Source organism: Variovorax sp. ISS6 (genome assembly GCF_056523145.1).
The window spans coordinates 400,968-414,624 of the sequence record NZ_JAWRZC010000002.1; the positions used below are offsets into that span (position 1 = coordinate 400,968).

12 protein-coding genes are annotated in these 13,657 nt (G+C 70.5%); 6 read left to right on the forward strand and 6 right to left on the reverse strand.

Translation table 11 applies throughout. From position 1 onward, the window contains the following. Positions 1-29: 29 nt before the first annotated feature. From AC1HIL_RS33500 to AC1HIL_RS33515, 4 genes are read left to right on the forward strand one after another with little or no spacing between them, the layout of a single operon-like run. Positions 30-1,637, forward strand: coding sequence for an ABC transporter substrate-binding protein (locus AC1HIL_RS33500; RefSeq protein WP_422099276.1), 1,608 nt, complete (start codon positions 30-32; stop codon positions 1,635-1,637). Positions 1,638-1,663: 26 nt separating this feature from the next. Further along, positions 1,664-2,074 carry a VOC family protein gene (locus AC1HIL_RS33505; RefSeq protein WP_422099277.1) on the forward strand — a complete coding sequence of 137 codons (411 nt, stop codon included), beginning with the start codon at positions 1,664-1,666 and terminating at the stop codon, positions 2,072-2,074. Positions 2,075-2,129: 55 nt separating this feature from the next. Continuing rightward, the gene (locus AC1HIL_RS33510) at positions 2,130-2,396 is read left to right on the forward strand and encodes an antitoxin (protein ID WP_422099278.1); all 267 of its coding nucleotides are present in this window, start codon (positions 2,130-2,132) and stop codon (positions 2,394-2,396) included. Beyond that, positions 2,393-2,809, forward strand: coding sequence for a type II toxin-antitoxin system VapC family toxin (locus AC1HIL_RS33515; RefSeq protein WP_422099279.1), 417 nt, complete (start codon positions 2,393-2,395; stop codon positions 2,807-2,809). The genes AC1HIL_RS33510 and AC1HIL_RS33515 overlap by 4 nt, the downstream gene beginning before the upstream one ends. A 183-nt stretch (positions 2,810-2,992) precedes the next feature. Here the strand turns inward: AC1HIL_RS33515 and AC1HIL_RS33520 are convergent, their stop codons facing one another. From AC1HIL_RS33520 to AC1HIL_RS33535, 4 genes are read right to left on the reverse strand one after another with little or no spacing between them, the layout of a single operon-like run. Beyond that, positions 2,993-4,723 (reverse strand): ABC transporter ATP-binding protein, encoded by a 1,731-nt coding sequence (locus AC1HIL_RS33520; RefSeq protein WP_479669046.1) that lies wholly within the window; start codon positions 4,721-4,723, stop codon positions 2,993-2,995. Between the two features lies 1 nt (position 4,724). Continuing rightward, positions 4,725-5,705 (reverse strand): ABC transporter permease, encoded by a 981-nt coding sequence (locus tag AC1HIL_RS33525; RefSeq protein ID WP_422099281.1) that lies wholly within the window; start codon positions 5,703-5,705, stop codon positions 4,725-4,727. A 43-nt stretch (positions 5,706-5,748) separates the two neighbouring features. Next, positions 5,749-6,732, reverse strand: coding sequence for an ABC transporter permease (locus tag AC1HIL_RS33530; RefSeq protein WP_093345771.1), 984 nt, complete (start codon positions 6,730-6,732; stop codon positions 5,749-5,751). After that, positions 6,729-8,981 (reverse strand): rhodanese-like domain-containing protein, encoded by a 2,253-nt coding sequence (locus AC1HIL_RS33535; protein WP_422099282.1) that lies wholly within the window; start codon positions 8,979-8,981, stop codon positions 6,729-6,731. Before AC1HIL_RS33535 ends, AC1HIL_RS33530 begins: the two co-directional genes overlap by 4 nt. Positions 8,982-9,170: 189 nt before the next feature. On the opposite strand from AC1HIL_RS33535, the gene AC1HIL_RS33540 reads away from it, so the two are divergent. Beyond that, positions 9,171-10,190 (forward strand): tripartite tricarboxylate transporter substrate binding protein, encoded by a 1,020-nt coding sequence (locus AC1HIL_RS33540; protein ID WP_422099283.1) that lies wholly within the window; start codon positions 9,171-9,173, stop codon positions 10,188-10,190. Positions 10,191-10,341: 151 nt separating this feature from the next. On the opposite strand, the gene AC1HIL_RS33545 is transcribed toward AC1HIL_RS33540, so the two are convergent. After that, positions 10,342-11,820, reverse strand: coding sequence for a SidA/IucD/PvdA family monooxygenase (locus AC1HIL_RS33545; RefSeq protein WP_479669045.1), 1,479 nt, complete (start codon positions 11,818-11,820; stop codon positions 10,342-10,344). A gap of 286 nt (positions 11,821-12,106) precedes the next feature. On the opposite strand from AC1HIL_RS33545, the gene AC1HIL_RS33550 reads away from it, so the two are divergent. Next, a complete protein-coding gene (locus tag AC1HIL_RS33550; protein ID WP_422099285.1) occupies positions 12,107-13,048 on the forward strand; it encodes a CysB family HTH-type transcriptional regulator in 942 nt (313 codons plus the stop codon). Positions 13,049-13,051: 3 nt separating this feature from the next. On the opposite strand, the gene AC1HIL_RS33555 is transcribed toward AC1HIL_RS33550, so the two are convergent. Further along, a complete protein-coding gene (locus AC1HIL_RS33555) occupies positions 13,052-13,654 on the reverse strand; it encodes an alkylhydroperoxidase domain protein (protein WP_422099286.1) in 603 nt (200 codons plus the stop codon). Between the last annotated feature and the right edge of the window lie 3 nt (positions 13,655-13,657).

The following is a 13,657-nucleotide window of genomic DNA, read 5'->3' on the forward strand; positions in this document are numbered from 1 at the left end:
TTCTTCTTTCCGTTCTCGCCCCTCCCATCATGTCTTCCCTGCTCCGCCCCCCGCACCTCCGCCGCGTCGCCGTCGCGCTGCTGCTCGCCGCCGGCCTTGCCGCCGCCACGCAGGCCGCGCCGCCCAATCACAGCGGCACCCTGACCCTGCTGTCGACCAGCGAGCCGACCGCGCTCGTCACCATCGGCAATGTCGCCACGCCGATCCTCAGCGTCAGCGCCAAGGTCACCGAGGGCCTGCTCAAGTACGACTACGACGTCAATCCGCAGCCGCAGCTGGCGACCAAGTGGGTCATCAGCCCCGACGGCCTGACCTACACCTTCACGCTGCGCCAGGGCGTGAAATGGCACGACGGCAAGGACTTCACCTCGGCCGACGTCGCCTACTCGATCGATCTGCTGAAGAAGATCCATCCGCGCGGCCGCAACACCTTCGCCAACCTCACGGCCATCGACACGCCCGACAAGTACACCGCGATCCTGCGGCTGTCGAAGCCCGCGCCCTACCTGATCCGCGCGCTGGTCGCGACCGAGACGCCGATCGTGCCCAAGCATGTCTACGAGGGCACCGACCCGGCGAACAACCCGAACAACAACGCGCCGATCGGCACCGGCCCGTTCAAGTTCAAGGAGTGGGTGCGCGGCAGCCACATCGTGTACGAGCGCAATCCCGAGTACTGGGACAAGCCCAAGCCCTTCATCGACCAGCTGATCGTGCGCTTCGTGACCGACCCGGCGGCAGCCGCCGTGGCCTTCGAGACCGGCACCGTCGACCTCGGCTACCGCACGCCGGTGCCGCTCGCCGATCTCGAGCGGCTCAAGAAAGTGCCCGCGCTGCGCTTCGAGACCAAGGGCAACAGCTACTCGTCGAACGTGACCCGGCTCGAGTTCAACCTCGACAACGAGTACTTCAAGAACGAGAAGGTGCGCCAGGCCGTGGCCCATGCCGTCGATCGCGGCGTGATCGTGAAGGTGGTGAACTACGGCTACGGCCAGGTCAGCTATTCGCCGATCGCCCCCGGCCTCAAGGCCTTCCACGATCCAGCGCCCTCGCCCTATGCCTTCGACCTCAAGAAGGCCAACGCCCTGCTCGACGAGGCCGGCTATCCGCGCAAGGCCGGCGGCGTGCGCTTCAGCGTGCCGCTGGACTTCAACCCGATCGGCGCCGACGGCCCGCGCCTGGCCGACTACCTGCGCTCGACCCTGGCGCGCATCGGCATCGCGGTGACGGTGCGGGCGCAGGACCCGAGCGCCTTCATCAAGCGCATCTACACGGACCGCGATTTCGCGTTCACGCACAACGGGGCGAGCAACCTGTTCGACCCGACCGTGGGGGTGCAGCGGTTGTACTGGTCGAAGAACTTCATCAAGGGTGTGCCGTTCTCGAATGGCACGCACTATCAGAGTCCTGTGGTGGACAAGCTGCTCGAAGATGCCGCGGTGGAGAACGATCCTGCGCGGCGGCTGAAGCTGTTCAAGGAGTTTCAGGATACGGTGGCGCGGGATGTGCCGGATTTGAATCTCTATCAGCCTGTGTTCATCACCATTGCCAATCAGCGGGTGCATGACCATTCGTTGACGGCGGATGGGGTGGAGTCGAATCTGGCGGATGTCTACGTCGACGAGGCGAAGAAATAAGCGCTTCGTTCATTCCGGCGAAGCTGGTGCCGGAACTGCTGGTCGCGGATGTGCGCGCGAGCCTGCGGTTCTGGTGCGACCTCTGTGGGTTCGCGGTCGTCTATCACCGGCTGGACGAGGGGTTCGCCTACCTCGATCGGGAGGGGGCGCAGGTGATGCTCGAGGAACGAGGGCGGGGGCGCAACTGGGTCACCGGGGCGTTGGAGGCGCCGTATGGACGCGGTGTGAATTTTCAGGTGGGCGTGCGGGCGCTGGGGCCGATCCTCGAGGCCCTGGCGCTTGCGGGGTGGCCTTTGTTTCTGGCGGCCGAGGAGAAGTGGTATCGCAAGGGGGAAGTCGAGGTGGGGGTGCACCAGGTGGTGGTGCAGGATCCCGATGGGTATCTGGTGAGGTTTTCGGCGAGGGTGGGGGAGCGGCCATCGGGCCTGCTTTCTTGACTGTCCTGCGAAATGTATATACATTGATATATACATCGCATCTTCAGGAACGGCCATGCAGCAATCCATCGCCAAACTCTTCGCCACCGGAGGCAGCCAGGCCGTGCGTCTGCCGGCCGAGTTCCGGTTCGACGGCACCACCGAGGTCTACATTCGACGCGACGAGGCCACCGGCGACGTCATCCTGTCCACGCGCGCCCCGGCGGACTGGCGTGCATTCATACGGATGCGCGAACAACAGGGTGTCGCTCCTCGCGATGCGCTGCCCGGGCGCGAGCAGAGCCAAGAACAGCGCGATCCTTTCGAAGGCTGGAAGGAATGACGCTGTACATGCTCGACACCAATGCGGCGAGCGAAGCGATCCGCGGCAACACCGCTTTCGACGCACGCCTGCAAACCTTGACGCCAGGACAGTGGTGCATTTCCGCCGTGACCTGCTCCGAACTGAGATTCGGCATTGCCCGACGTCCCGAGGCCGTGCGGCTGCATCGGATCGTGCAGGAGTTCCTGCGCATCGCCCCGATCCTGCCCTGGGACGCGCAAGCGGCAACGCGGCACGGCGACCTGCGTGCCCACTTGAAGGCGGGCGGTACGCCCATCGGTGATTTCGACGAGATGATTGCGGCCCATGCGCTGGCGGTCGGCGCCGTCGTCGTGACCGACAACACGCGGCACTTCGCGCGCGTGCCCGGCCTGGTGCTCGACAACTGGCTTCAGGCGCCGACCGGGCATTGATCCGGATCCCCGCCAGGTCCGGGAGAAGCGCCCCTTGCTTGCAGAAGTTTCCGATCCGACTTGCTGCAGCGGGAATCGTCGGCCCGGTGGCCCCATCAATCCGCCAATGCTTCTTCCTCGGCCAACCCAATCAACACATCGGCCGAAATCCCCATCCCCTCCGCCGGCGTTTTCGCAGCAGCCTCAAGCCGCCTTCCTCTGCTCAGCCCCCGGCACAGCAGCAATCAAGCTCCGCGTATAAGCATGCTGCGGCCGATCCCAAATATCCTGATACCCCCCCGTCTCCACGATCTTCCCCTTGTTCATCACCATCACCCGATCCGCGATGTACCGCACCACCGACAGATCGTGCGAGATGAACAGGTAGGAGAGCCCGAAGTCCTCCTTCAGCTCCACCAGCAGGTTCAGGATCTGCGCCTGCACCGACACGTCGAGCGCCGACACCGGTTCGTCGAGCACCACCAGCGACGGCCGCAGCACGAGCGCGCGCGCGATGCCGATGCGCTGGCGCTGCCCACCAGAGAACTCGTTGGGAAAGCGCTGCGCCGCGTCGGCCGGCAGGCCCACGCGCTCGAGGATGGCGGCGATGCGGTTGCGCCGCTCGGCGCGATCGTCCACGCCGTGCACCTTGAGCACCGACTCGAGGATGTCGAACACGCTGCGCCGCGGGTTCAGCGACGCATAGGGATCCTGGAACACCATCTGCACGCGCCGCCGCCAGGGCTTGAGCGCTTTCTCGGACAGCGAAGCGATGTCGGTGCCGTCGAACACGATGCGCCCGCCCGCAGGGTCCACCAGCCGCAACAGCGTGCGCGAGAGCGTGGACTTGCCGCAGCCCGATTCGCCGACCAGGCCCACGGTCTCGCCCGCGCGGATGTCGAAGGACACACCGTCGACCGCATGCAGCACGCCGCCGCCGCGCGTCGGGTAGTCGGTGCGCAGGTCCTGCACCGACAGCAGCGGCTCGCCGGCCGCGGCGCGCACGGGCAAGGCACGCACCTTCGTGTTCGGCTGCGGCACATGCAGCGCGAAGTCGCGCACGCCGGTCGCGGGGTCGAGCCGGGTCTGGATCTCGGGCAGGCGCGCATCCGCGTAGTGCAGCGCGCTGCCGGCATGCAGCGAGGCGCCGAGCAGGCCGCGGGTGTAGGCATGCGACGGGGCGGCGAAGAGCTTCGAGGTCGGTGCCTCCTCGACCTTCTCGCCGCCGTACATCACGGCCACGCGGTCGGCCCACTGGGCCACCAGGCCCAGGTCGTGCGTGATCAGCAGCAGCGCCATGTCGAGCTCGCGGCGCAGGCCGTCGAGCAGCTCGAGGATCTGCGCCTGGATGGTCACGTCGAGCGCGGTGGTGGGCTCGTCGGCCACCAGCAGGCGCGGCTTGCAGGCCACGGCCATCGCGATCATCACGCGCTGGCGCTGGCCGCCCGAGAGGTTGTGCGGATGGTCGCCGATGCGCCGCTGCGGCTCGGGGATGCGCACCAGGTCGAGCAGCTCGATGGCGCGCCGGCGCGCCGCGGCGGCCGAGAGCTTCTCGTGGCGGCGCAGCGTCTCCTCGATCTGCGCGCCGATGGTGTGCACCGGGTTCAGCGAGGTCATCGGCTCCTGGAAGATCATCGCGATCTCGCGCCCTCGCACCTCGCGCAGCGCGGCCGGCGACAGCGCGAGGATGTCGCGTCCGTCGAAATGGATGCTGCCGCGCAGCGCGGTGCCGGGCGCGAGCAGGCGCAGCAGCGCCAGCGCGGTGGTCGACTTGCCGCAGCCCGACTCCCCGACCAGCGCCAGCGTCTCGCCGCGCTGCAGCGTCAGGTCCAGCCCGCGCACGGCCTGGATCGGGCCGTTCGAGCCGTGGAAGAAGACATCGAGGCCGCGCACGTCCAGCAGCGGCGGCGCGATCGTCACTTGTTCGAGCGTCATCTCAACGGCCCCTCAAACGCGGGTTGAAGGCATCGTTGAGGCCGTCGCCCACGAGGTTGAGCGCCAGCACGGTGAAGACGATCGCCGCGCCCGGCAGCGCCGTGAGATACCAGGCGGTGCGCAGCAGCTCGCGGCCCTGGCCGATCATGCTGCCCCACGACACCGCATTGGGGTCGCCCATGCCGAGGAAGGACAGCGCCGACTCGATCAGGATCGCGCTGGCCACCAGCACCGAGGTGGTGACGATGACCGGCGGCAGCGCGTTCGGCAGCATCTCCTGGAAGATGATGCGCGCATGGCCGAAGCCCTGGCTGCGCGCGGCGAGCACGAACTCGGTCTCGCGCAGCGCGCGGAACTCGGCGCGCACCAGCCGCGCGATCACGGGCCACGAGGCCAGGCCGATCGCGAACACGATCACCGGCACCGAGGGCTGGCCGATCGCCACCACCACGATCACGAACAGGAACGAGGGCATGGTCTGGAACAGCTCGGTGATGCGCACCAGCACGTCGTCGACCCGGCCGCCGAAGTAGCCCGCGGTGGCGCCCACGAGGATGCCGATCGCGAGGCTCAGCACGGCCGCGACCACGCCCACCGCGAGCGAGATGCGCGCGCCGTGCGCGATGCCGGCGGCGACGTCGCGCCCGAGCGAATCGCTGCCCAGCGGATAGGCCGCGTCCTGGCCGGGCCACAGCAGTGGCTGCGCGACCATGTCGAGCGGGTCGCCCGGATAGAGCAGCGGCGCGAGCAGGGCCAGCACCAGCATGGCCAGCAGCAGCACCACGCCCGCCATGGCGGAGGGGTTGCGCACGAAGGCGCGCAGCGCGGCGCGGCGCGCCGAGACCGGACATGCGTCGACCGCGGCCACGGCGGCAATGGCGGAGGCAGGCGTCGGCGGCGCGGGCGGTTCCGCGCGGCGTGGCGCCGTTGCCGGCGCGGGCGCTTGCGCGAGGTTGGAGTCGAGCAGGAAGGGAGTGGACATCGGTGAGGAACCAGAAGAGCGTGAAGCGGTGCGCGCGCGGAACTCAGCGCACCTGGATGCGCGGATCGAGCAGCGCGTGCAGCAGGTCGACCAGCATGTTGGCCACGATCACCAGCAGCGAGGACATCAGCAGCACGCCGAGCAGCACCGTGTAGTCGCGTCCGGCCACCGAGTCGAAGGCCAGCCGGCCGAGGCCGGGCCAGCTGAAGACGGTCTCGACCACCACCGCGCCGCCGAGCAGGGTGCCCAGGTGCATGCCGGCCACGGTGGTGACCGGGATCAGCGCGTTGCGCAGCACGTGGCGCATCGTGACGGTCCACGGATGCAGGCCCTTGGCCTCGGCGGTGCGCACGAAGTCCTGGCGCGAGACCTCGAGCATGGCCGCGCGCGTGAGCCGCGAGAAGATGGCGATGTAGAAGCCCGCGAGCGCGAGCGCGGGCAGCACCAGGTGGCGCGCCACGTCGACCGCGTGCTTCAGCCCGGTGTAGCCCGCGCCGATGGTCTCGCTGCCGCCGGTGGGCAGCCAGCCCAGGTGCACCGAGAACAGCACGATCGCCATCAGCCCGAGCCAGAAGCCCGGCGTGGAGTACAGCAGCAGCGCCAGCACCGAGAGCGTGCGGTCCTGCCAGCGGCCCACGCGCGTGGCCATGATCGTGCCCAGCGCGATGCCGATGGCGAGCGCGAAGCCCAGCGCGGTGAGCATCAAGAGCAGCGTGTTGCCCAGCCGCGCGCCGATCAGCGCCACCACCGGCATGTTGTAGCGCGGCGAGACGCCGAGGCTGCCGTGCGAGAGGTTGTAGAGGTAGCTGCCGAGCTGCTGCAGCACCGGCAGGTCGAGGCCGAAATGGGCGCGCAGCTGCGCCATGCTCTCGGCCGTGGCCGAGCCCGATTCGGCCGCCACCACGTCGGCGGCGTCGCCCGGGATCAGCTGCATCAGCACGAAGTTCAGCAGGATGACGCCGATCACGGTCGGCACGGCCTGCCAGGCCGTGCGCACCAGGGTTCGGCCGGCGCTTCGCAGGTTCATGGCGCCACCGCCGCGTCGGCCGTGGCGGGCGCGACCAGCCGGATGCCCACGTCGCCTTCGCGCTCGAGCTGGGCCACGAGGCCGATCTCCCAGTCGAGGTACTGCTGGAAGCCGGCATTGCGCGCCGCCAGGTCGGCATGCGCGTAGGGGCTGTACCAGTGGTCGTCGTCGCCGGTCAGCACGCCCTCGCCGCCCTGGCCGGTGGGCAGGCCGGCCGCGACCCAGGCCTGGGTGCCGCCCGCGAGCGCGAGCACCTCGCGCGCGCCGCCGTCGCGGGCCAGCCGTGCGATGAGTTCGGCGGCGACCGCGCCGGCCAGCACGCCGTCGGACGAGACCAGCACCACGCGCTGCGCGGCGGGCAGGCCGGCGATGAATTCCTCGAGCCGGTCGGGCACCGCGAAGCGCGCGCCCGCGACATGGCGGCGCTCGTAGGCGGCACGGCGCTCGATGTCGAACACCGCGACGCTGCCGGCGTCCAGCGCCGATGCGAGTTCTCGCACGGCGATGCGCGGCGCGCGCGCATGCAGCGGCAGCAGCTTCACGGGCTCGGGGCCGAGCACCAGCACCGGCAACGGCGCCGGCGCATGCACGAAGACCTCGTGGCCGCCGAGCTGCGCGAGCCAGGCGCCGGTGGTCAGCGCGCGCACGCCGTCCCAGTCGGCCAGCACGATGCGCGCGCGGCGCACGCCCACGTACTCGTCGGTGGCCTGCACCAGCTGGCCGCCGGGCGCCCAGCGCCAGCCCTCGAGATGACCGGCCTCATATTCCTGGCGCGTGCGCACGTCGAAGCGGTAGAGCGACCGTTCGCCGGCCTCGGCCTCGAGCCGTGCCAGGCCCGCGGCGTCGATGCGGCGCACGCCGGCGCGCCGGGCCACGTCCTCGGCCCGCGCGCGCGCCTGCTCGAGGCCGGCGGCCTCGGGCTCGGGCAGCGGCGCGCTGCGGCCGTGCGACAGCGTGCGCCCGGCCAACAGCCAGGCCATGGTGCCGTCCTTGAGCGAGACCACGGGGTTCGGGATGCCCGCGTCGATCAACGTCTGCGCACCGACGATGCTGCGCGTGCGGCCGGCGCAGTTCACCACCACCAGCGTCTCGGGACGCGGCGCGAATTCATGGATGCGGTAGACCAGCTCGGCGCCCGGCAGGCTGTGCGCGAACGGCAGGCTGAAGTCGGCGAACTCCTCGGGCGTGCGGCTGTCGACCACCACGATGTCGTCGCCGCGTTCCACGCGCTGGTGCAGCTCGTCGACCGAGATCCACGGCGTGTGCTTGCGGTGCTCGATGACCTCGCCGAAGGCCTTGCTCGGCACGTTGCTGCCGCTGAACAGCTCGTAGCCCGCCGCGGCCCAGCCCGCGGTGCCGCCGGCCAGCACCGACACGTTGCGCCAGCCCAGGCGCACCAGCTTGCCGGCGGCCTGGTGGGCCAGCGACTCGTCGGCGTCGGTCAGCACGATGCGGGTGTCGCGGCGCGGCACCAGGCGATCGATCAGCAGCTCCAGTCGCCACAGCGGCGCCGAGGCGGCCAGCAGGATGTGGCTGCGCACGAACACGCCGGTTTCGCGCACGTCGAGCAGCGCGATCTCCTCGCCGTCGGACAGCGCGGCCTTGAGCGCCGCCGGCGCGATCGCCGGATGGCGGATGTTGCGCGGCGGCCCGAACCTGCGATAGCTGCCGCCGGCCGTGCCTTCGAACACCACGCGATGCTCGAGCCGCTCGAGCGCGCGGCCGTAGAAGTGCAGGTGCCGGCCGTCGAGGCCGTCGACCAGCTCGATGGTGTGGACGTCGGTCGGCGTCAGCACCACCGCGCTGCCCGCGGCCACGTCGACCACGCGCGTCTGCACGAGGTCGTCGCGCGCGGGGTCGGCGGTCTTCTCGCGGCGGTAGAGCACGTTGCGCTCGTTGCCCTCGACGCCCGCGATGATCGCCCAGGTCGTGTGGTCGTGCGGCGGCTGGGCCTTGCCGGCCAGGCCCGCCGAGAGGTACAGCGCGAAGCCGCCATCGGCGTCCTCGGCCAGCCGGTAGACCTGCGCGGGGCGCTCGGCATCGATGGGGAAATGGGCGGCCGGGAACAGGTCGGCGCGGCGGCCCAGGGCGATCAGCGCATCGGCCACGGGCTGCAGCTGGGCGTGGCCCTCGCCGGGGCCGGCGGCCAGCAGGCCGCGCGCCTGCGCGAGAAAGGCGTCGACGGCGCGCGCGCGCTCGCTCGCGACGTCGTTGCCCGACGTTTCGACGGGGAGTTCGGAGAGGCTCATGGGGGACTTTCGAGGGGAAGGCGGGAAGGCGGGGAAGGCGGAAGCACGGCTCGGGGCCGCGGTGTGGGCAGGGTATGCGGCGGGCCGGGCCGGCCGAACGAAGTTTTTCTTCTACGCATATCCGGTTTGCTTCGTTGGACGCGCGCGCGCCCGCGCCTACGGTCGGCGCATCCTCGAACAAGACACCCAATGACCTCCCTGCCCTCCCCGACCCGCGGCGCGCGCCGCGCCCTGCTGCGCGCCACGCTGGCCGCGCCCGTCCTGCTTGCCGCCTTCACGGTTTCCGCCCGCGCCGCCACCGACGAGGCGGCCGGTTTCCCTTCGAAGCCGGTCCACATCGTGGTGCCGGTGGCCGCCGGCGGCAGCGCCGACAAGCTCACCCGCCTGATCGCCGAGCGCCTGACCGAGCGCTGGGGCCAGTCGGTGGTGGTCGAGAACCTCGGGGGCGCCAGCGGCACCATCGGCGCCGCGCGCGTGGCCAAGTCGCCGGCCGACGGCTACACGCTGCTGCAGCAGGGCGAGGGCCTGACGCTCAACGGCATCCTGTTCGACCGCCTGCCCTACGACGGCCAGAAGGCCTTCACGCCGGTGATCAAGGCGGTGGTCAATCCGCAGATCCTGGTGGTCAATCCGAAGACCGGCATCGCCGACTTCCGCGCCTACCTCGCGCGCGCCAGGGCGCGGCCGCACTCGATCAGCCTGGGCCTGCCAGGCAATGGCGGCATCGCCCACGTGGCGCACGAGATGATCGGCCAGGAGACCGGCGCGCAGGTCAACTACATCCCCTACTCGGGCGGCGGGCCGGCCACGCTCGACGTGCTCGCGGGCCATGTCGACGCCACGCTGATCACGCTGGCCGCCGTGACCGATCACGTGCGCGCCGGCAAGCTGCGCGCGCTCGCGGTCACCACCGACTACCGCTCGGGCGCGCTGCCCGAGGTGCCGACGATGGCCGAGGCCGGGCTGCCGGGCTTCGCGGTCGAGAGCTGGCAGGGCTATTTCGCGCCGGCCGGCACGCCGCCGGCCGTGGTCGCGAAGATCAACCGCGACATCCAGGCCGTGATCGCGTCGCCCGAGACGCGCGCCAGGCTCGAGGACATGGGCTTCAAGGTGACCGGCGGCTCGCCGGCCGACCTGGGGCGCACGCTGGCGGCGGAGCGGATCCGCTACGCGAAGACCATTCAGACGGCGGGGATCTCGCTGCGCTGAACGCGGGCAGCCGAACACGGGCAGCCGAACGTAGAAGAAATACAAAAGCTACGCAGAAGTCGCAGAAGGAAGAGAAGAGCTTTCTTTTCTTCCTTTCGCGACTTCTGCGCAACCTTCGCGACTTCTGCGTTCGGCTGTCCGCTCCCGTCTTTCAGGCCGCCTTCAACCGCTCCTCGCCCTGCCACAGCGCGCCCGCATAGAGCTCGGGCCCGAAGTCCGGCGCCACCTCGGCGCGCGTGCGCGCCTCGTGCAGCGGCAGGTCGGCCAGCACCAGGTCCTCGCTGATGCGGCGCACGATGGCCGGCACGTAGCCGCGCATGCCGGGCACGTCGCCCAGCGGCAGGCCGGTGCTCGCGAAGCCGCCCGGGTTGTAGACGTGGATGTCGCGCAGCCACGGCGCCGTGCCCGCCGTCTTCTCGACCAGCTCGAGGCCCGTGCCCAGGTAGGGCGCGGCCGCGAGTTCGTCGTCGCGCTCGTGCGCGGGCGCCTCGAAGCGGTCGCGCCAGCGCAGCACCAGCTCGGCGATGCCGGCCAGCTCGGGGCGCTCGCTCAGCTCGTGGCTGTAGCCGGTGCCGGCGATCGCGAAGTCGAAGTGGAAATGCTCGTCGTGCACATGGGCCACGAGCTGGTTGCCGTTCTGCGTGACGCCCCGCCACGGCGCGCCCAGGTGCAGGTGGAAGTTGGGAAAGGCCAGCACGCGCTGCACCGAGTCGGGCGGCGGCGTGGTGCCCAGGCGCCGATAGCGCGCCGCATGGTGCCAGCGCGTGGCATCGGGCAGCGCGAAGTAGTTGTCGTACAGCCCCGGATAGCCACGCACGCGCGCCACCGGCGTGGCCGCGAGATGGTCGCGGCGCGCGAACAGGTGCACGGCGGCCGCGCCATGCTCGAGCGCCACCGCGGCTGCGTCGAAGGCCGAGGCCGCCGCGCCGATCACGGCCACGCGCTTGCCTGCTAGCGCCGCGAAATCGATCGCATGGCCAGTGTGGGCCGCGAGCCCGCTGGCCACCGCATTCGCGAGCAGTTCGGGCACGAAGGGCGCGCCGCTGCCGGCCACGCCGTTGGCGAAGATCAGCTTGCGCGCGGTCTCGATGCGCTCCTGGCCGCCGACCTCGAGCCGCACGCGGAAGTGCGGCACCGCGCCCTGCCCCGCTGCCTCGAAGCCGACCAGACGCGTGCCGTAACGCACCCCGGTGGCGGTGATGTGGCGGAACCAGTCGAGGTAGGCGGCCCAGTCGGTGCGCGGAATGCGGTCGAGCGCCGCATAGGCCTCGAGACCATGGCGCGATTCGTACCAGCCCTGGAAGCCGAGCGCGCTCACCGAGCCTTCAGGACCCACCAGGTTCTTGAGCGTGCGCAGCTTGTGCATGCGCGCGCGCGTGAGCCACACGCCCGCGCGCTGCGCATCGGGCGCGGCATCGATCACGCTGACTTCGGCGATGCCCGCGCGGCGCAGCCCGAAAGAGAGCGCGGCACCGCTCTGGCCGCCGCCGACGACGAGCACGTCGTGATCAATGCCATCGTGGCGCGGCACCCAGTTGGCGGGCGCGGGGCCGAGCAGGCGCAGGGCCTCGTGGGCGAAGCGGTCGCGCGGGTCGTTCGGTTCGAGGGGCGTGGAGGGGGCGTTGCTCATGAGGTGGTCGACAGGAGTGGCGCGGCGGATGCCGCGAAAAAAAACGGGCCCCGAGGGGCCCGTTGAAACTGCGTCGCCGTAGCGACCAGGAGACACTCACCCTCGAAGGCAAGAGCCCTCATTCTTCAAGAGAGCGCCGGCTTCGCGAAGCACGTAATCCGCATACGTTGATCCGTTTTTGTTCTTTGCCGCGCGGCCCCGCCGCGCGATAGCCTGCATGCACTCCCACCGAGTGCGCGCCCGGAAGGCGCATGCCCCCGCCAGAGACAAGCCTCTTCCCGTCGCCATGAACTTCCAGCAACTGCGATCCGTGCGCGAAACCGTGCGCTGCGGCTTCAACCTCAGCGAAGCCGCCGTGGTGCTCGATGCCTCGCAGTCCGGCGTGAGCCGGCAGATCCGCGACCTCGAGAACGAGCTCGGCATCCTGCTGTTCAAGCGCTCGGGCAAGCGGCTCACCGGCCTCACCTCGCCCGGCGACCACCTGCTGCCGATCATCGAGCGCGTGCTCGACGACAGCCTGAACCTGCGCCAGGCCGGCCAGGATTTCCTGGCGCGCGAGGAAGGCCTGCTGTCGATCGCGGCCACGCATTCGCAGGCGCGCTATGCGCTGCCGGCCGCGGTGCAGGAATTCCGCCTGCGCTTTCCCGGCGTGCGGCTGCACCTGCACCAGGGCACGCCGCGCCAGATCGCGCAGATGCTGCTCGACGGCGAGGTCGACGTGGGCATCGCCACCGAGTTGCCGCAGAACCATCCGCAGCTCGCGGCCATCTCCTGTCGCTGCTGGACGCACCTGGTGGTGGCGCCCGCGGGCCATCCGCTGCTGACCGAGGCGCCGCTCACCATCGAGAAGCTCGCGCGCCATCCGCTCATCACCTACGACAGCGGCCTCACGGGCCGCTCGCGCATCGACGAGGCCTTCGCGCGCCATGGGGTCTCGCCCGACATCGTGCTGGCCGCGATGGATGCCGACGTGATCAAGACCTACGTGGAGCTCGGCGTGGGCGTGGGCATCGTCGCCGACCTGGCCTACGACGCGGTGCGCGACCGGCGCCTGCGCGCGCTGGAAGCCGGCCATCTGTTCGGCGAGAACCGCACCCAGCTCGCGGTGCGCCGCGGCGGGCACCTGCGCGGCTACATCCATGCCTTCATCGATGCCTTCGCGCCCGGCATGGCGCGCGAGGCGATCGCGCGCGCCAGCGCGGAGGCGCCGCCGGACGACGGCGCCTGAGCGTCAGGGTTGTTGCGGCTCGCCCAGCGAGAGCATCAACCGGTTCGCCCAGTTGAAGAAGGCCGCGCCGTGGATCACGTCGGCGATCGCGAGGTCGTCGAGGCCCTGCGCGCGCAATGCCTCGATGTGTTCCGTGCCGAAGTTCGAGGGCGTCGACGACAGCGCCACCGAGGCCGCGACGATCGCATCCCAGCGCTCGCCGAGCGCGGCCGCCGTGCCCTCGTCGAGCAGCCGCTGCACATCGTCCGAACGCTGCGAGAAATGCGTGGCGAAGCGCGCATGCACCGAGGCGCAGTAGATGCAGCCGTTGTGGCGCGAGGCCGCGGCCGCGGCCAGTTCGCGCTCGGCGCGCGGCAGGCCGGCCTCGGGGTTGTAGAAGATGTCCTTGTCGGTGCGCGTGCGCGCGCCGAGGATGTCGGGATCGCGCGCGAGCAGCCGGAAGTACGGCGACTTGGCGCGCGAGGCATCCACCAGGCCCGCGAGGTGGCGCTCGGTGAGCTCGGCTTCGGGCAGCGGCTCGAGCCAGGGCAGCCATTCGAGCTGCGCCTGCGTGAAGCGCGTGGGGTGCGCGTTGTCCGGATAGCTCAGGGTCGATTCGGTGGCCATGGC